Genomic DNA, 17,114 nt, shown 5'->3' with positions numbered 1-17,114 from the left:
GGTGGCGCGGTGGTGCGGGGGGGGGTACGGGTCAGGCGTCGGTGCTGGGCAGCGCGTTCCACACCGGGGCGACCGTGACGGCCGTCGGTGACAGCACGCCGGTCACGTGCACCCGGGTGCCGGCGTCGAGGACGACGTCGGCGCGGGCGTTGAGGCTGAGGGTGTGGCCGCCGAGGTAGACCCGGACGTTGCCGAGGCCGTCGGCCGGGATGCCGGAGACGACCAGCCCCTCGTGGCCCACGACGTCGTCGGTGGCCGGGGTGTGGTCGGTGGCGCCGCCCCTGACGAGCCGGGTGAGCGCGGCGCCGAGGGCGCCGAAGAAGATGCCGCAGCCGATCCCGACGCCGAGAGCGACCACGCCGGGGGCGCCGGCCTGCTCGGCGGCCAGGCCGCCGAAGCCGAGCGCGGCGACGAACGACCCGACGACCTCGGTGGAGAACCAGTCTCCGGAGAGCCCGTCGAGCACCCCGTCGAGGAGGTCGCCGACGACCAGGGAGACCGCGAGCACGGCGAGCCCCACGAGGCCGAGGACGAGGTAGACGCTCACGCCCACAACCTACCCAGGAAGGCGGTCGCCGAACCGCCGCTAGCGTGGCTCCCCGTGAGCCCTCCGCCGGACGTCGTCGTGGTCGACCACCACGACTCGTACACGTGGAACCTGGTGCACCTGGTCGCCTCCGTCACCGGCGTGCTGCCGACCGTCGTCCAGCACGACGAGGTGTCCGTCAGCGACGTCCTGGCCCACTCCCACGTGGTGCTCTCGCCCGGGCCCGGGCACCCCGACGACGCCGCCGACTTCGCCGTCGGCCGGTCGGTCCTGGCCGCGGCGACCCGCCCGGTGCTCGGCGTCTGCCTCGGCATGCAGGGCCTCGTGACGGCGTACGGCGGGCGGGTCGGGCGGGTCCGGCCGGCGCACGGCGAGGTGGCGCGGATCGACCACGACGGGCGCGGCGTCTTCACCGGCGTCGCCGAGGGGTTCGAGGCGGTCCGCTACCACTCGCTCGCGGCGGTCGTCGTCCCCGAGGTGCTGGAGGTGTCGGCCCGCTCCGGCGACGGCGTCGTGATGGGCGTGCGGCACCGGACCCTGCCGCTGGAGGGCGTGCAGTTCCACCCGGAGTCGATCCTGTCGCGGCACGGCGCCGCGCTGGTCGCGAACTTCCTGGCCGGCGCCCGGTGAGCGCGGCCGGCTCCCCGGGCGACGTGGCCGCCGACTTCGCCGCGGTCGCCGCCACGCACCCCCGCTGCCTCTGGCTCGACGGCGGCGGGGCGCGCGAGTGGTCGGGCCGGCGCTCGGTGCTCGGCTGGCTGGACCCCGGCGACGTCTCCCTCACCTACTCCGCGGCCCGGCGCGAGGTGACGCGCTGGGCGGCCGACCCCGACGACGACGCCGGCGCGCTGGTCGGCACGGTCGTCGGCGACGACGTCTTCGCGGTGCTCGAGGCCGAGCTCGCGACCGGTGAGGGGCAGTGGTTCGGCTACCTCGGCTACGCCGCCCGCCCCGACCTCCCGGCCGCGCCCGACCCCACGCTGCCCGACGCCGTCTGGATGCGCCCCTCGCACGTGCGGAGGTACGACCACCTCCCCGGGGAGGTCGGGCCGTCCCGGGTGGACGACCGGCCCGCGAGCGGCGCGGGCGCCGGGCCCACCGGGGACCCCGGCGCCCCGCCCGCCTCCTACGCCGGCGCCTTCGGCCGCGTCCAGGAGCACCTCCACGCCGGCAACACCTACGAGGTGAACCTGACCCACCGGATCGAGCGCTCCGGTCCGGCCGCGCCCGGGGGTCCGGTGGCGACCTACCTGCGGCTCCGCGCGCTCAACCCTGCGCCGTACGCCGGGTTCCTCCAGCACGACGTGCCGGGGGCCCGGGCCTGGCTGCTGGCCTCGAGCCCGGAGCGCTACGCCCTGGTGAGCGCCGAGCGGGTGCTGGAGACGAAGCCGATCAAGGGCACCACGCCGCGCGGCGCGACGGCCGCGGAGGACGCCGCGCACCGCGCCGAGCTCGCGACGCACCCGAGGTACCGCGCCGAGAACCTGATGATCGTCGACCTGCTGCGCAACGACCTCGCCCAGGTCTGCGAGGTCGGGACCGTCACGGTGCCGGAGCTGATGGCGGTGGAGTCCTACGAGACGGTGCACCAGCTCGTCTCGACGGTCCGCGGCCGGCTCCGCGACGACGTCTCGACGGTGGCCGCCCTGCGCGCGCTGTTCCCGGCCGGGTCGATGACCGGGGCGCCGAAGCTGCGCACGATGCAGGTGATCGAGGAGGTGGAGGCGACGCCGCGCGGCCCGTACGCCGGTGCCTTCGGCTGGATCTCGGCCGACGGTCGCGCCGACCTCGGCGTCGTCATCCGCAGCCTCGTGACCGCCGGCGACGGCCGCTACACCCTCGGCACCGGCGGTGGCGTCACCGTGCTGTCCGAGCCGGACGCCGAGTGGGCCGAGGCGCAGCTGAAGGCGGAGCGGCTGCTGCGCACGCTCGACGACGTCAGCCGGTGAGGTCGGACCCGGCGGCGTGGGTGGCCAGCCCGGCGATCACCGTGCGCACCCCGCGCAGCACCTCGGCGCGGTCGAACGGCGACGGGTCGAGCGCGTTGACGACCTGCACCAGGTCGCCGGTCTGCACGAACGCGGTGACGGCGAGGGTGTCGTCGCCGGTGACGTCGACGATCAGCCGGGCGTCGTCGGCGTCGGGCACCTCGGGCGTGGTCACCTCGGTCGTCGCGCCCTCGGCCAGCACGCCGAAGGTCTCGACGAGGTCCTCGAGCGAGCCGGCGAAGAGCTGGTAGTTCACGTCCAGCGCCGGGCCGCCCTCCTCCTGCGGCGTGAACGAGCACAGCGGTTCCTCGGCGGTGCCGGTCCGGGTGTCGAAGGTGGCGCCGAACGCGGTGGAGACCTCGGCGGGGTCGAGCCCGTCGCAGGGGTTCCAGAGGGCGGGCGCCCGGGTCGGCAGCGTCGGCGGGGGTCCGGTCGGCTCGTCGTCCTCGCCCGAGCAGGCGGTCAGCGCGGTCGTGAGCGCGAGCAGGCCGGCCACGGCGGCGGCGGTGGTGCGGCTACGCATCGGGTCGTCCAGGGAGCACGAGGACCAGCCTCGCACCCCCGCTCGTGGACTCGGTCGCCGTGACCGACCCGGAGTGTCGCTCGACGACCTGGCGCACGATCGACAGCCCCAGCCCGGAGCCGGGCATCGAGCGCGACTCCTCGGTGCGCCAGAACCGGTCGAAGACCTTCTCGCGCTGGTCCTCGGGGATGCCGGGACCCTGGTCGTCGACGGTGAGGACGCCGACGCCGTCGCCGGCGCCCAGGCGGACCGTGACCCGGCCGCCCGAGGGGCTCCACTTCGCGGCGTTGTCGAGCAGGTTGGTGACGGCGCGCTCCAGCGAGCCGGCCTCGCCGACGACGAACCAGCGATCGGTCACGACGTCGAAGGTCACGTCGATCGCGCGCCGCCGGACCCGGGCGGCCGCCATCTCGACGACCTCGCTGAGGTCGATCTCGCCGACCACCGGTGCGAGCGGCTCGTCGCGGGCCAGCTCGGTGAGGTCGCCGATGAGCGTGGTGAGCTCGTCGATCTGGGCGCGGATGTCGTCGAGGAGCTCGACGCGGGCCTGGGGGTCGATCGCCTTCTGGTCGTGGTCGGCCTGGGTGAGGAGGTCGACGTTGGTGCGCAGCGAGGTGAGCGGGGTGCGCAGCTCGTGCCCGGCGTCGGTCACGAGGCGGCGCTGGCGGTCGCGGGAGGCCGAGAGCGAGGCGAGCATCCCGTTGAACGCCGTTGCCAGCCGGGCGACCTCGTCGGCGCCCTCCACCGGCAGCGGGTCGAGCTCCTCGGTGCGGGCGATCTGCTCGACGGCGGTCGTGAGCCGGCGGACCGGTCGCAGGCCGTTGCGCGCGACGCCCCAGCCGGCGATCCCCGCGCCGAGGACGCCGAGCAGGCCGAAGAGCAGGCTGACGCCGCCGAGGCGCGCCAGCACCTCGCGCTGGTCGTCGAGCGACTCGGCGATGACGAGTGCCTCGCCGTCCACGATCGGGACGGCGACGACCCGCCGCTCCTCGCCGTTGACGACGAGGGTGCGCACGCTGAGGTCGAGCTCGCCGGCCGCGACCGCGATCTCGGGGTCGTCGGCCTCGAGCGGGAGGTCGGTCTCGTTGAGCGGGGGTCCGGTGCCGCCCTCGCCGGCCGCGATCCGGTACAGCTGGACGTCGGAGGCGTTGGCGAGGTACTTCGGCAGCGAGATGTTGCCGCTGTAGCGGAACTCCTTGGCGGTCGCGTGGGCGCGGTCCTCCAGGGAGTCGTCGAGCTGCGACTGCAGCTGGATCCGCGCGGTGATGTAGACGCCGGCCGACAGCACCGCGACCGCGATCCCGACCGCGATCGTGGTCAGCAGCGTCACCCGGCTGGCGAGGGAGCGCCGGTAGTGCCACCGCGCCTCGGGAGCCGGGAACACGTCGGCGGGTGAGGCCTCGGGCTCGCCGTCGGGCGTCGTGCTCACGGGGTCACGACTCCTTCAGCACGTAGCCGACCCCTCGCACGGTGTGCAGCAGTCGCGGCTCCTCGCCGGCCTCGGTCTTGCGCCGCAGGTAGCCGACGTAGACCTCCAGGGAGTTGGCGGTCGTGGGGAAGTCGTAGCCCCAGACCTCCTCGAGGATGAAGGAGCGGTCGAGCACCCGGCGCGGCCGGCGCAGGAACAGCTCGAGCAGGGTGAACTCGGTGCGGGTCAGGTCGATCGACCGGTCGCCGCGGCGGACCTCGCGGGTGGCCAGGTTCATGGTGAGGTCGGAGAAGGCCAGTGACTCCTCCACCTCGCCCTCGACCGGGACGGCGCGGCGCAAAAGCGCGCGGAGCCGGGCGAGCAGCTCGGGCAGCGCGAAGGGCTTGGCGAGGTAGTCGTCGGCCCCGGCGTCGAGGCCCTCGACGCGGTCGCCGACGGCGTCGCGCGCGGTGAGCACGATGATCGGGACGTCGTTGCCCGCCGTGCGGAGGGCGCGGGTGGCCTCGAGCCCGTCCAGGCGGGGCATCATCACGTCCATCACGACGACGTCGGGGGCCAGCGCGCCGATGCCGGCCAGCGCCTCGGCGCCGTCGGAGGCGAGGTGGACGTCGTAGCCGTTGAACTCCAGGGAACGGCGCAGGGACTCGCGGACCGCCTTGTCGTCGTCGACGACGAGCACGCGCGGCTTGGACGGTGCAGACACAGCGACACTGTGGCACGACGCCCTGAACGGCGTCTGAGAGTCAGGCGTAGGAGCGCGCCAGCGCCGCCGTGCGGGCGCCGTAGCCACCGCCGAAGAGGCAGGCGTGCACGAGCAGCGGGAAGAGCTGGAAGAGCCCGACCCGGTCCTCCCAGCCGTCGGCGAGCGGGGCGACCTCCTGGTAGCCGTCGAGCACGCGCGGCAGGTTCTGGAGGCCGAAGAGGGCGAGCATGGCGAGGTCGACCTCGCGGTGCCCGCCGTGCGCGGCGGGGTCGACGACCGACGCGCGGCCCTCGAGACCCCACAGCACGTTGCCGTTCCACAGGTCGCCGTGCAGCCGGGCCGGCGGCTCCTCGGGGACCAGCGCCGGGAGGCGGCGGACGACGGCCTCGACGGCCGCGGCGTCGTCGGCGCTGAGCGCACCGCGGTCGCGGGCGAGCTTGGCGTAGGGGAGGAGCCGGCGCACGGCGTAGAACTCGGCCCAGGTGGGGGCGGTGCGGTGCGGCAGCGGCAGCCGGCCGATGAAGCCGTCGTGGTCGGCACCGTGCGCCGGGGCGCCGGCGGCGTGGGTCGTGGCGAGCCGGCGTCCGAACGCGGCGGCGTCGTCGGCGGTGGGGCGACCCGGCTCGACCCAGGCGAGGATCAGGCAGTCGGCGTCGACGGCGAGGACGTCGGGCACGTGCACCCCGCCGGCCGCCTCGGCGAGCCAGCGCAGCCCCTGGGCCTCCTGCTCGAAGAACCCCGCGGGCGCCGGCGACAGCGTCTTCATCAGCGCGGTGGTGCCGTTGCTGAGGCGGAGCTTGGTGGCGGTGGCCACGTCACCGCCGGCCACCGGGGCGGTCGAGACGACGGCGGCGTCGAGCAGGGCCTCGGCGCGGCGCGCGAGCCCGGGCTGGCGGGTCATCGGTCCGGCGACGAGGGGAGCGAGGTGGGGAGCGAGGTGGCGAGCTCGGAGACGATCGCCTCGCTGCAGCGTTCGACCATCGCCAGCACCTCCTGGAATCCGCGGTCCCCACCGTAGTACGGGTCGGGGACGTCGGCGCCCGGCTCCTCGGGGTCGAAGGACCGGAACAGCCGCACCCGGTCGGTGCCGCCGCCGATGTCGGCGAGGTTGGCCGCGTCCATCGCCAGCAGGAGGTCGTGCTCGTCGTGCCAGGACGTCGCGAACTGCCGCGCGCGGTGGCGGCTCCCGTCGTGGCCGGCGGCGGCGAGGGTGGCGGCCGCCCGGGGGTCCATCGGGTCGCCGACGTGCCAGCCGCCGGTGCCGCTGCTGGTGACCGTGACCTCGTCGGCGAGCCCGGCGGCCGCGACCCTCGCCTCGAGCACGACGTGCGCCATCGGGGAGCGGCAGATGTTGCCCAGGCAGACCACCCCGATCCGGTAGCGGCCGGCCTCGCGGGGCGGGGGCAGGCTCATCGCCCGTCGTCGGACGCGCCGAACGCGCCGTCGACCACCCAGGTGACCAGCGTGATGACGATCGCGCCGCCGACCGCCGTCCAGAACCCGTCGACCCGGAACGGGATGCCCAACCCGTCGGCCAGCGCGCCGGTGAGCATCAGCACCGCGGCATTGATGACCAGCAGGAACAGGCCCAGGGTGAGGATGATCAGCGGGATCGACAAGAAGGTCAGCAGCGGCTTCACGAACGAGGTGATGATGCCGAGGATCGCCGCGACGAGCAGCAGCGGGACGAGGTTGTGCTCGACCTCGGCCCAGCCCTGCCGCGGCCCGCCGGTGAACGCGATGCCGTCGAAGAACCAGGCCGCCGCCGCCACGCCGAGCGCCGTCGTGACCAGCCTGAGGAGGATCCGCATGGGTCGAGTCTGGCAGGTCCGCCGGCGGGGGCGTCAGAAGATCTGGCGCCGGTTGGTGGCCGCGAGGTCGACCAGCTCGTCGCCCCGCCCCGACATCACGGTGCGGATCGCGTAGAGCGTGAAGCCCTTGACCTGCGCGGCGGTCACGGCCGGCGGCATGCTCAGCTCCTGGCGCGAGGTGACGACGTCGACGAGGGCCGGTCCGTCGTGGGCGAAGGCCGCGGCCAGGGCGCCGGGCAGCTCCGAGGGCTTCTCGACGCGGAAGCCGCGGACGCCGAGCGAGGTGGCGACCTCGGCGAGGTCGGGGTTCTCCAGGTCGGTGCCGAAGGTGACGAACCCGGCGGCCTTCATCTCCAGCTCGACGAAGTTCAGCGAGGAGTTGTTGAAGACGACGATCTTCACCGGCAGCCGCTGCTGGGTCAGGGTGATCAGGTCGCCGAGGAGCATCGCCAGCCCGCCGTCGCCCGACAGCGTGACCACCTGCCGGCCGGGGTGGGAGGCCTGCGCGCCGATCGCCTGCGGCACGGCGTTGGCCATCGAGCCGTGGCTGAACGAGCCGATCAGCCGGCGCCGCCCGTTCATCCGGAGGTAGCGGGCCGCCCACACCACCGGGGAGCCGACGTCGGGGATGAAGACGGCGTCGTCGTCGGCCAGCTCGTCGATCAGCCGGGCGACGTACTGCGGGTGGATCGGCGTGCGGTCGTGGTCGTCGGTGGCGAGGTCGTCGAGCTTCTCCCGGGTCTTGCGGTAGTGCTCGAGGGACGACTCGAGGTGCTTGCGCTTCTTCTTGCGGGTGACGAGCGGGAGCAGGGCCGCAGCGGTGTCCTTGACCGTCCCGACCAGGCCCAGGTCGAGCGGCACCCGCCGGCCCAGCTGCTCGCCCCGGACGTCGACCTGGATCACCTTCGCGTCGTCGGGGTAGAACTGCTGGTACGGGAAGTCGGTGCCCAGCATCAGGAGCACGTCGCACGACTCCATCGCCCGGTAGCCGGAGGAGAAGCCGAGCAGCCCGGTCATCCCGACGTCGTAGGGGTTGTCGTGCTCGATGAACTCCTTGCCCCGGTAGGCGTGCACGATCGGGGCGCCCAGCGCCTCGGCGAGCGCGACGACCTCGTCGTGGGCGCCCTCGACCCCGGCGCCGGCCAGGATCGTCACCTTGGTGCCGTGGTCGAGCATCGTGGCGGCCTCGGCGAGCTCCTCCGGCGACGGGACGACGACCGGCCGGGCGCGGCGGACGACCACGGTGCGGGTCGACCCCGCGTCGGCGAGGGCCACGTCACCCGGGATCACCACGATCGCGACCCCGCGCCGCTCCACCGCCGTGCGCATCGCGATCTCCAGGACCCGCGGCATCTGCGCGGGGTCGCCGACCATCTCGCAGTACACGCTGCACTCGGCGAAGAGCTGCTGGGGGTGGGTCTCCTGGAAGTACGTCGAGCCGATCTCGGAGCTGGGGATGTGCGCCGCGATCACCAGCACCGGGACCCGGCTGCGGTGGGCGTCGTAGAGCCCGTTGATCAGGTGCAGGTTGCCCGGCCCGCAGCTGCCGGCGCAGACGGCGAGCTCGCCGGTGAGCGCCGCCTCGGCCCCGGCCGCGAACGCCGCCGTCTCCTCGTGCCGCACGTGCTGCCAGGCGATCGAGCCCTCCTTGCGCAGGGCGTCGGTGAAGCCGTTGAGCGAGTCGCCGGGGAGTCCGTAGACCCGGCGCACGCCGTTGGCCCTCAGGCTGGCGACGATGGTGGCGGCGACGGTGGGCATGGGGGTCTCCTCGGGCACGGGCGGGCGCGGGTCGCCCCCGTCCTTGGTACCACCCCGGGGCGAGGCCGGGCCGCCGCCGGGCCGCGGGCGGGGCTCAGAGCCGGAGGGCCTCGATGATCTCGTGCTCGGCGTCGTCGAGGTGGGTCCGCAGGAACGCGAGGGCGCCGTCGACGTCGTCGTCCTCGAGCAGGCGGACCAGCGCGACGTGGGAGTCGGCCTGGTCGTGGGCGTTGCGGGCGATCCGCTCGACCTGGGCCAGGGCCAGCTTGAGCTCGACGACGAGGTTCTCGGCCATCGCCACCAGGCGGGGGCTGCCCGCGAGGCCGACGAGCGAGACGTGGAAGGCGAGGTGGAGGGCGTTGAGGGACTGGTAGGTGCCCTCGGCGCGGACGGCGTCGGTGTAGGCCCGCAACGACGCGCGGACGTGGTCGCGGGCCTCCTCGGAGGCGTCGAGCCAGCGCGCGACGCCGGCGCCCTCGAGCACCCAGCGCGCACGGCAGACGTCGCGCACCGAGCCGGCCTCCGGGGTCGAGACGTGGACGCCGCGGTGCGGCTCGCGGGTGGCGAGCCCCTCGGCGACCAGGGTGCCGAGCGCCTCGCGGATCGTGGGGCGCGAGACGCCGAGCGACTCCGCGAGCGCGACCTCGCGCAGCGCGGTCCCGCTCTCGATGTCGCCCTCGAAGATCGCCCGGCGCAGCTCCTCGGCGGCGCGGTCGACGGTCGAGGTGTGCTCGACGTGGAGCGTCGCGAACGGCCCGACGGGGCCGGGAGCGGTGCTCATGGGGCCCATCATGCCGGGTCGGGACGGCGGTGCGGAGTCGACGGCTTGTCCGTGGCGCGTTCGTGCGGCACCATGGTGTTGTCAGATTGTCTGACAATCTCGGGCGAGCGTGAGGGAGAGTCGATGAGCGAGCTGGGCTGGGGTCGTCACTACGTGGCCGTCGAGCCGACCCACTTCAGGGTCGACTACGTCATCAACCCGTTCATGGACCCCGACGTCCAGCCGGACCCCGCCCTGGCGTGGCGCCAGTGGTACGACATGGTCGGGACCCTGCGGGGGCTCGGCGCGGTCGTCGACGTCCTGCCGCAGCGGCCCGACGCCCCCGACATGGTCTACGCGATGAACCTCGGCCTCGGCGTGGTCCGTCCCGGTCCCGACGGGCCGGCGCCCCACGTGGTGATGTCGCACATGCGCTACCCGCAGCGCCGGATGGAGACCCGCTCCGCGCAGCCCTGGTTCGCCGAGCACGGCGCGACGACGTCCTACGTCGGCCGCGACGGCGTCGGCGCGCACCTCGAGGCCGGCGACGCCTTCGCCTTCGGCGACGCGCTGGTCGTCGGCTACGGCCCGCGCACCGAGGAGCTGGCCCTCAAGCACCTGGCCACCGAGCTCGGCGTCCGGGTCCGCGGCCTGCGGATCACCCACCCCGGCATGTACCACCTCGACCTGGCCTTCTGCCCGCTCGACGACCGCCGGGCGCTGGTGTGCCCCTCCGCGCTCGACGACGCCTCGGCCGCGGCCCTGCTCGACCTCGTGCCCGAGCCGCTCGTGCTGACCGAGGAGGAGGCGCTGACGACGTTCTGCGCCAACTCCGTGGTCGTCGGGCGCACCGTCGTCATGCCGTCGTGCCCCGACCGGGTGCGGGCGCAGCTCGAGGCCTGGGGCTTCGAGGTCGTCGTCGTCGACGTCTCCGAGTTCCACAAGGGCGGCGGCTCGATCCGCTGCCTGACCAACCCCGTCGACATCACCCTGGGCCGTGACCTGCCGCTGGTCCCCGGCGGCGAGGTCGTCCTGCCGCCGGAGTAGCCGCTAGGGCGCCGGCGCCCAGCTGCCGTGGAACCCGGCCGGCACCCGGCCGGGCAGGTGCACCGTGGCGACGTCCTCGAGCGTGCCGGCGTCGAGCAGCACCAGGTCGCTCAGGCCGCGGGCGAGGTCGTGCACGTAGCCCATCAGCACGCCGTCGTCCTCGGCCGCGTCGGGCGACGACGGCACGAAGGTCATCTCGCCCGCGAGCCGGCCGGCCCCGAGCCGGCGCTCCTGGGTGGTGCCGGCGACCGTGTCGTGCTTGAGGACGGTGTCGCCGAGCCGGCCGTCGTCGAACCCGACGGAGTACCCGAACCGGTGCCGGCGGCCGGTCAGGCGCTCGTCGTGGCGCGGGAACTCCTGGGGGTGCTCGTCGAAGCGGTGCTCGCTGGCCCGGCCGGAGGCGAGGTCGAGGGTGAAGCGCACCAGCGAGGCCGGGCCCTCGTCGGGTCCGTCGAACCGGGTCGCGAACATCCGGTCGTGGCGGACGACGTCGACGACGACCTCGTCGGTGCCGGGCACCTCGAAGGCGTTGAGGGTGTGGAAGACGTAGCAGGGGTCGACGTCGAACCAGCGCACGGCGGACCCGTCGGTGGCGTCGCGCGGCAGCAGCCCGATGCGCGCGGGGTAGTCGTCGTCCCACGAGTACGGCAGCTGCGTCGGTACGCCGCGGCCCCGCGTCATCGCCTCGACGACCTTGTCGGAGACCGGGTTGCGGCCCACGACGCGGTTCAGCGCCAGCCGAGTCGGCAGCCGGAGCGGGCGGGGCGCCTTCCCGGCGACCATGTCGATGTCGAAGGTGACCGGCAGGTCGTAGACCACGAGGTGGTGCTCGGTGAGCGCGCAGTCGTGCATCATCGGGCTGCCGTGCACCTCGATCTCGAGCTGGTGGCGCAGCGACCCGGCGGCGTCGAGCACCGAGTAGTCGACGCGGTTGCCGCGCGTCCAGGAGTACGAGACCGCGTGCAGCTCGCCGGTCGCGGGGTCCTCGTGCGGGTGGGCGGTGTAGCCCGCGCGCAGGTCGCCGGCGAAGCCGCAACGGCCGACCGTGTCGAGCTCGTCGTCGAGCTCGTACGGCGGCGCGCCGGCCTCGACCAGCGCCATCGTCCGCCCGGCGTGCTGCACGACGTTGGTGTTCGGCGCGAAGTCGCACGCGTCCGGGCGGACCCACCGGTTGCGGTACCACCGGGCGTGCCCGTCCTCGAGGCGGACGCCGTGGACCATGCCCTCGCCGAGGAACCAGTGGTAGCCCGCGGCGGCGAGCGCCGCGGGGTCCTGTGCCGGGTTCGGCCCGATCCGCAGGTAGCGACCGTCGAGGTGCGCCGGGAGCCGGCCGGACACGGTGAGGTCGAGCGCGGTGAGCTCCTCGGCGACCGGCGCGAACTCGTCCTGCAGGTACCGGCTCATCGGCGTCTCCTCATAACAGTGTTATCCGAGGACGATAACGGCGTTATGACAGGATGGCAAGGGTGTCCGACCAGCCGAACCGGCCCGCCCGGCCCGACGAGCCCGACCTGCGCCGCCGCCTGCTCGAGGTGGCGGCCGACGTCCTGGCCGAGGAGGGGCCCTCGGCGCTGACCGCCCGCCGGCTGACCCGCGAGGCCGGCACCTCGACGATGGCGGTCTACACCCACTTCGGGGGCATGCCGGCCCTGGTGCGCGAGATCGTGGCCGACGGCTTCGACCGGCTCCACGCCCGCGTCGACGCCGTCCCGGTCACCGAGGACCCGCTGGCCGACCTCACCGCCATGGCCGGGGCGTACCGGGCACACGCGCTGGCCCACCCGCACCTGTACGCCGTCATGTTCGGCGCGACGACGCTCGGCGGCTACCGGCTCACCCACGAGGAGCAGCAGGTCGGGATGGCGGCGTTCGGGCAGCTCGTCGCCGGCGTGCGCCGCGCGATGGACGCCGCCGTACTGCGCCCCGCCGACCCGGCGTCGGTCGCCGCCCAGCTCTGGACCGCCCTGCACGGCTACACGATGCTCGAGCAGTCCGGCTTCCACCGGGTGGTCGAGGACCCGGAGGGCGAGCTCCTCCAGCCGCTGGTGGCGAACCTGGTCGCCGGCCTCCTGGCCGCCCCCGGCGTCCCCGGCGTCCCCGGCTCGGTCCGTGACTCCGTGCGCGTTCCCGACCCCGGTCCCGGTCCCGGGCCCGGGTAGCCTCGCGCGGGTGTTCCCGGTCGGTGGTGTGGGCGTCATGCTCGTCGGCGTCGCCGTCGCCGGGGTGGTCTGCGGGCTGCTCGCCGTGGTCCTGTCGCGGCGGCTCGGCCCGGTGGCCGCCGTCGCCGTCGGCGGACTGCTGTGGTCGATCGCGATCATCGGGCTGATCACCCTGCTGCCGGCGACCGCGGCGCCGGGGGTCGTGCCGGCCGAGGGCCGCCTCGACACCTGCTCGTGGGACATCGGCGGGCCGGCGCCGGACGGGTTCTGGATCTTCTCCGGCGGTCAGCGGCTGCTCAACACCGTCGTCTTCGTCGCGCCGGGGGCGTTCCTCGTGGTCGCCGCCGCCCGCTGGGGCCGGGCGGCGCTCGCGCTGGTGCCCCTGGGCCTGGCGCTGCTCGCCGCGTACTCCCTCGGCATCGAGTGGACCCAGCTCGAGCTGGCCCGGATCGACCGGGCGTGCGACGTCACCGACATCATCGACAACGTCACCGGCGCGGTCGTCGGGGTCGGTCTCGGCGTCGTGCTGGCGATGATTCTGCGGCCGTGGCGCGGTCGTGACCGGCATGACTGACCGGCGCAGGCTCGTGATCACCCAGAACATCACCCTCGACGGCTCGATCCAGATGCTCGACGACTGGTTCGACGACCAGCTGGTCGCCGAGGACCCGGAGCTCCTGGCCGAGAACCACCGCCAGGACGCCGCGGCCGACGCCCTGCTCGTCGGCCGGCAGACCTTCACCGACTTCCGCGGCTACTGGCGCGACCTCGAGGACGACGCCACCGGGATCGCCGACTACCTCGGCGGCGTCCGCAAGTACGTCGTCACGTCCACGCTGGCCGACGACGACCTCGACTGGCAGCACTCCACGGCGCTGCGCGGCGACGTCGTCGAGGAGGTGCGCGCCCTCAAGGCGCTCCCCGGCAAGGACGTCGTGTGCACCGGCAGCCTCACGCTGCTGCCGACCCTGGTCGAGGCCGACCTGGTCGACGAGTACCGCCTGTTCGTGCACCCGGTCGTGCAGGGCCGCGGGACCCGCCTGTTCCCCGAGGGTCACCGCGCCTCCGGGCTGCGGCTGCTCGAGGCCCGCTCGTTCGCGACGGGCGTGGCGCTGCTGAGGTACGCCGCCCACTAGCCTTCGTGCCATGGCCCACCCGCAGCCGCGCGCGAACATCGCCCGGATCCCCGCCTACGTCCCCGGCAAGCCGCCGGTCGTGCGGCCCGGGGTGACGGCGTACAAGCTCTCCAGCAACGAGAACCCGTACCCGCCGCTGCCCGGCGTCGTCGAGGCCGCCACGGCCGCCGTGGCGACGATGAACCGCTACCCCGACATGGGCAGCGTCGCGCTGTACGCCGCGCTCTCCGAGCGGCTCGGCGTCCCGGTCGACGACATCGCGACCGCCACCGGCTCGGTCGGCCTGATCTACCAGGTCGTCACCGGGTTCTGCGAGCCCGGCGACGAGGTCGTCTACGCGTGGCGCTCCTTCGAGGCCTACCCGATCGCGGTCACCGCCGCTGCCGCGACGTCGGTGCAGGTGCCGCTGCTCGCCGACGGCCGCCACGACCTCGACGCGATGCTCGCCGCGATCACCGACCGCACCCGGGTCGTCCTGGTCTGCACCCCCAACAACCCGACCGGGCCGGCGGTCACCCAGACCGAGCTCGACGCGTTCCTCGCCCGTGTGCCCGAGCACGTGGTCGTCGTCGTCGACGAGGCCTACCTCGAGTTCGTGCGGATGGCCGACGCCGTCGACGGCGTCGCCACCTACCGCGCGCACCCGAACGTCGTGCTGTTCCGCACCTTCTCCAAGGCCTACGGACTTGCCGGCTTCCGCGTCGGGTACGCCGTCAGCCAGGCCCCCATCGCCGCCGCCCTGCGCGCGGTCTCGCTGCCGTTCGGCGTCTCCGCGGTCGCCCAGGCCGCGGCCATCGCGTCGCTGGCCGCCGAGGCCGAGCTGCTGGAGCGCGTCGACGCCCTGGCCCTCGAGCGCACCCGCGTCCGCGACGCGCTGCTCGCCCAGGGCTGGGACATCCCCGACGCCCAGGGCAACTTCGTCTGGTTCCCGCTCGGCGACCGCGCCGGCGACCTCGCGGCTGCAGCCGACGCCGTCGGCGTCACCGTGCGCCCGTTCGCCGGCGACGGCGTCCGCGTCTCGATCGGCGAGCCCGAGGCCAACGACCGGTTGATCGAGGCCGCCGCCACCCTGCGTTGAGCGGCCTCCGACCCGCCGTGTCGGGTGGGCGCCGCGGGTGCGGGAGTTTCACCGCATCAGCGGTGAATATCCCGGCGGGTCGGCTGAAACTCCTGCTTGTGGTGCGAAGTTTCATGCCAGGAGCGCGAGTTTCACCGCTCCAGCGGTGAATATCCCGGCGGGCCGACTGAAACTCCCGGTGGGTCGGCTGAAACTCTTGCTTGTGGTGTGAAGTTTCGTACCGGGAGCGCGAGTTTCACCGCTCCAGCGGTGAAACTCCCGCCGACGGACCACGCCGCTGGGGGGTCTACCCCCGCACTGAGGCGTCGCCGCTCGCGACGGTCGTCGGCTCCGGACGGCGGTCCATGTCGCGCCAGCGCGGGTCGACGGCGGGCAGCATGGTGGCCGCGAGGTAGGCGAGGCCGCAGGCGCCCATGGCCAGCGCCAGGCCGCCGGTGTCGAAGAGGACGCCGCCGACCAGGCCGCCGAGCGGCATCAGGGCCCAGCACATCGCGCTCGTGAGGGAGGAGACCCGGCCGACCAGGTGGTCGGGGATCCGCTCGAACATGACCGCGCCCAGGACGGGGTTGATGAACCCGGAGGCGAAGCCGGCCACGACGAACACCGCGACCACGCCGGCCAGCGGGGTGTCGACGACGAACACGGCGAAGCGGGGGAGCCCGCAGAGGAGGAACGCGAACAGGTAGGTGCGGAAGCGCGGCAGGCGGGCGGCGATCGTGGCCGCGCAGACCGCGCCGAGGGCCGAGGAGCCGCTCATCACCGCGAACAGGACGCCGAGCGTGGCCGCGCCCTCGCCGGACTCGATCGACCACACCGGCATCAGCACCGACGACCACGCCGCGTCGAGCAGGTTGGTCACCGCGACCATCACCGAGATGCCGAGCAGCAGCGGGTCGCGGCGCAGGAAGTCCCAGCCCTCGCGCAGCTGCTCGAGGTAGGGGACGGGCTCGGACCCGACCACCGTCCCGCCCCCAGTCCCGCTCGTCGCCGGGAGGCCCTTCGTCGCCCACGACAGCACGAGGGCGGACAGCCCGAAGGTCGCGGCGTCGACGAGCAGCGCGTTCTGCGCACCCAGGGTGGCCACGAGGACGCCGGCCAGCCCGGCGCCGAGCATGGACGCCGTCCGCTCGACCGTCGAGGAGAGCCCGGTCGCGCGCTCCATGGCGATCCCGGCCGAGGTGACCAGCGCCGGGACCATGGCGTGCTTCGCCCCGTCGCCCGGGCCGCGCAGCGCCCCCGCGCCGGCCACGAGGGCCAGGAAGCCGGGGAAGGAGAGCAGGCCGAGGTCGAAGAGCAGCGGGATCGCGGCCACCACGACGAGCGAGAGCAGGTCGCACGTGACCGCGACCCGGCGCGCGCCGACGCGGTCGATGACCGGGCCGCCCAGCACCTTGAGGACGACCAGCGGCAGCATCTCGGCGAGGGCCACCAGGCCGGTCTGCGTCGCGCTCCCGGTCTGCTCGAGCACGAACAGCGGGATCGCGATCATCGACACGCGGGTGCCGGTGAGCGAGAGCGCCTCCGCGACCAGCCAGCCGTGGAGCGGGCGCCTCACGGGTGCCGCTCCTGCGCGTCGTACTCCTGACCGGGCCGCGGGAAGACGTGCACCTGGACGACGACCGAGCGGGCCCGGGGGTCGTCCTCGTCGTCCTCGACGGCCTCCATCATCTCGCCGACGGTGCGCATCAGGTGCCGGGCCGCGGCCGGGGTGAGCCGGTGGATCCAGTCGTTGAACGACGTCGCGTCGCGCCAGGGCTCGGGCAGGAGCGGGCCCTCCTCGACGGCCTGCTGCAGCCACTCGCTGTAGACCACGACCGCTGCCTGGAGGAACGCGTCGGCGCTGTCGCCGGCCTCGGTGCCGGCCGGCCCGCCGGCCGTGCGCGTGCTCGTGTGCGCCGCCCGCCACCACCGCTCGCGGCCGTTGCCGCGCTCCTCGTCGTCGACCACGAAGCCGTGCTGGGCCAGCTGGCGCAGGTGGTAGGACGTCGCGCCGCTGTTCAGGCCGAGCCGGGTCGCCAGGGAGGTGGCCGTCGCCGGCCCGTCGACCCGCAGCATCCCCAGCATCCGGAGCCGGACGGGGTGCGCGAGGGCGCGGAGCTGGTGCGGCTCGGGGGTGATCGAGGTGCGGTCCACCCCGCCACCGTAGAACCGCAAAGAGTCATTTGCAAACAATTC

Annotated in this window: 19 protein-coding genes; 7 read left to right on the top strand and 12 right to left on the bottom strand. The window is 74.2% G+C overall.

The annotated features are described in order from the left end of the window. Positions 1–31 precede the first annotated feature (31 nt). Positions 32–547 (bottom strand): hypothetical protein, encoded by a 516-nt coding sequence (locus FE634_RS19760; RefSeq protein ID WP_138876878.1) that lies wholly within the window; start codon positions 545–547, stop codon positions 32–34. 54 nt (positions 548–601) lie between these two features. Between FE634_RS19760 and FE634_RS19755 the strand changes: the two genes are divergently transcribed. Beyond that, positions 602–1,177: an anthranilate synthase component II gene (locus tag FE634_RS19755; protein WP_138876877.1), complete on the top strand. Its 576-nt coding sequence runs from the start codon at positions 602–604 to the stop codon at positions 1,175–1,177. Further along, entirely contained in the window at positions 1,174–2,496 is a 1,323-nt protein-coding gene (locus tag FE634_RS19750) for an anthranilate synthase component I family protein (protein WP_148240906.1), read from the top strand. Before FE634_RS19755 ends, FE634_RS19750 begins: the two co-directional genes overlap by 4 nt. Here the strand turns inward: FE634_RS19750 and FE634_RS19745 are convergent. The 8 genes from FE634_RS19745 to FE634_RS19710 all read right to left on the bottom strand — a co-directional run bounded on the left by FE634_RS19745 (position 2,486) and on the right by FE634_RS19710 (position 9,540). Continuing rightward, positions 2,486–3,058 carry a hypothetical protein gene (locus tag FE634_RS19745; RefSeq protein WP_138876875.1) on the bottom strand — a complete coding sequence of 191 codons (573 nt, stop codon included), beginning with the start codon at positions 3,056–3,058 and terminating at the stop codon, positions 2,486–2,488. The genes FE634_RS19750 and FE634_RS19745 overlap by 11 nt on opposite strands. Continuing rightward, complete coding sequence (locus FE634_RS19740) at positions 3,051–4,487, bottom strand: HAMP domain-containing sensor histidine kinase (RefSeq protein WP_246060868.1); 1,437 nt, start codon at positions 4,485–4,487, stop codon at positions 3,051–3,053. Before FE634_RS19740 ends, FE634_RS19745 begins: the two co-directional genes overlap by 8 nt. A 4-nt stretch (positions 4,488–4,491) precedes the next feature. After that, positions 4,492–5,190 (bottom strand): response regulator transcription factor, encoded by a 699-nt coding sequence (locus tag FE634_RS19735; protein ID WP_187366764.1) that lies wholly within the window; start codon positions 5,188–5,190, stop codon positions 4,492–4,494. Positions 5,191–5,230: 40 nt separating this feature from the next. Further along, entirely contained in the window at positions 5,231–6,091 is an 861-nt protein-coding gene (locus FE634_RS19730) for a fructosamine kinase family protein (protein ID WP_148240905.1), read from the bottom strand. Next, positions 6,088–6,603 (bottom strand): low molecular weight protein-tyrosine-phosphatase, encoded by a 516-nt coding sequence (locus tag FE634_RS19725; protein WP_138876874.1) that lies wholly within the window; start codon positions 6,601–6,603, stop codon positions 6,088–6,090. Before FE634_RS19725 ends, FE634_RS19730 begins: the two co-directional genes overlap by 4 nt. Continuing rightward, positions 6,600–7,001: a phage holin family protein gene (locus tag FE634_RS19720; RefSeq protein ID WP_137294821.1), complete on the bottom strand. Its 402-nt coding sequence runs from the start codon at positions 6,999–7,001 to the stop codon at positions 6,600–6,602. The genes FE634_RS19725 and FE634_RS19720 overlap by 4 nt, the downstream gene beginning before the upstream one ends. Before the next feature lie 33 nt (positions 7,002–7,034). Beyond that, positions 7,035–8,759 carry a ubiquinone-dependent pyruvate dehydrogenase gene (poxB, locus tag FE634_RS19715; RefSeq protein WP_138876873.1) on the bottom strand — a complete coding sequence of 575 codons (1,725 nt, stop codon included), beginning with the start codon at positions 8,757–8,759 and terminating at the stop codon, positions 7,035–7,037. A 94-nt stretch (positions 8,760–8,853) separates the two neighbouring features. Continuing rightward, a complete protein-coding gene (locus FE634_RS19710) occupies positions 8,854–9,540 on the bottom strand; it encodes a GntR family transcriptional regulator (RefSeq protein WP_170981646.1) in 687 nt (228 codons plus the stop codon). A gap of 123 nt (positions 9,541–9,663) precedes the next feature. Here FE634_RS19710 and FE634_RS19705 point away from each other — a divergent pair, with 123 nt between their 5' ends. Then, positions 9,664–10,566 carry a dimethylarginine dimethylaminohydrolase family protein gene (locus tag FE634_RS19705; RefSeq protein ID WP_148240904.1) on the top strand — a complete coding sequence of 301 codons (903 nt, stop codon included), beginning with the start codon at positions 9,664–9,666 and terminating at the stop codon, positions 10,564–10,566. A 3-nt stretch (positions 10,567–10,569) separates the two neighbouring features. Here FE634_RS19705 and FE634_RS19700 read toward each other — a convergent pair whose 3' ends face one another. Continuing rightward, the gene (locus FE634_RS19700) at positions 10,570–11,970 is read right to left on the bottom strand and encodes a carotenoid oxygenase family protein (RefSeq protein ID WP_138876871.1); all 1,401 of its coding nucleotides are present in this window, start codon (positions 11,968–11,970) and stop codon (positions 10,570–10,572) included. A 62-nt stretch (positions 11,971–12,032) separates the two neighbouring features. On the opposite strand from FE634_RS19700, the gene FE634_RS19695 reads away from it, so the two are divergent. The 4 genes from FE634_RS19695 to hisC are packed head-to-tail and all read left to right on the top strand — an operon-like array spanning position 12,033 to position 14,939. Further along, complete coding sequence (locus tag FE634_RS19695; RefSeq protein WP_187366763.1) at positions 12,033–12,725, top strand: TetR/AcrR family transcriptional regulator; 693 nt, start codon at positions 12,033–12,035, stop codon at positions 12,723–12,725. Positions 12,726–12,735: 10 nt separating this feature from the next. Further along, positions 12,736–13,299: a VanZ family protein gene (locus tag FE634_RS19690; protein WP_148240903.1), complete on the top strand. Its 564-nt coding sequence runs from the start codon at positions 12,736–12,738 to the stop codon at positions 13,297–13,299. Beyond that, on the top strand, positions 13,292–13,861 hold the full coding sequence (locus FE634_RS19685; protein WP_137294814.1) for a dihydrofolate reductase family protein: 570 nt from the start codon (positions 13,292–13,294) through the stop codon (positions 13,859–13,861). Before FE634_RS19690 ends, FE634_RS19685 begins: the two co-directional genes overlap by 8 nt. A 10-nt stretch (positions 13,862–13,871) precedes the next feature. Then, positions 13,872–14,939, top strand: coding sequence for a histidinol-phosphate transaminase (gene hisC, locus FE634_RS19680; RefSeq protein WP_138876868.1), 1,068 nt, complete (start codon positions 13,872–13,874; stop codon positions 14,937–14,939). Positions 14,940–15,225: 286 nt separating this feature from the next. Here the strand turns inward: hisC and FE634_RS19675 are convergent, their stop codons facing one another. After that, positions 15,226–16,494 (bottom strand): MFS transporter, encoded by a 1,269-nt coding sequence (locus FE634_RS19675; RefSeq protein ID WP_138876867.1) that lies wholly within the window; start codon positions 16,492–16,494, stop codon positions 15,226–15,228. After that, complete coding sequence (locus tag FE634_RS19670) at positions 16,491–17,072, bottom strand: ArsR/SmtB family transcription factor (protein WP_138876866.1); 582 nt, start codon at positions 17,070–17,072, stop codon at positions 16,491–16,493. Before FE634_RS19670 ends, FE634_RS19675 begins: the two co-directional genes overlap by 4 nt. Between the last annotated feature and the right edge of the window lie 42 nt (positions 17,073–17,114).

This window comes from Nocardioides sp. S-1144 (assembly GCF_005954645.2).
GTDB classification, from domain to species: domain Bacteria; phylum Actinomycetota; class Actinomycetes; order Propionibacteriales; family Nocardioidaceae; genus Nocardioides; species Nocardioides dongxiaopingii.
The sequence above is the reverse complement of the archived record's forward strand: the minus strand, read 5'-3'. Positions and strand labels throughout refer to the sequence as shown.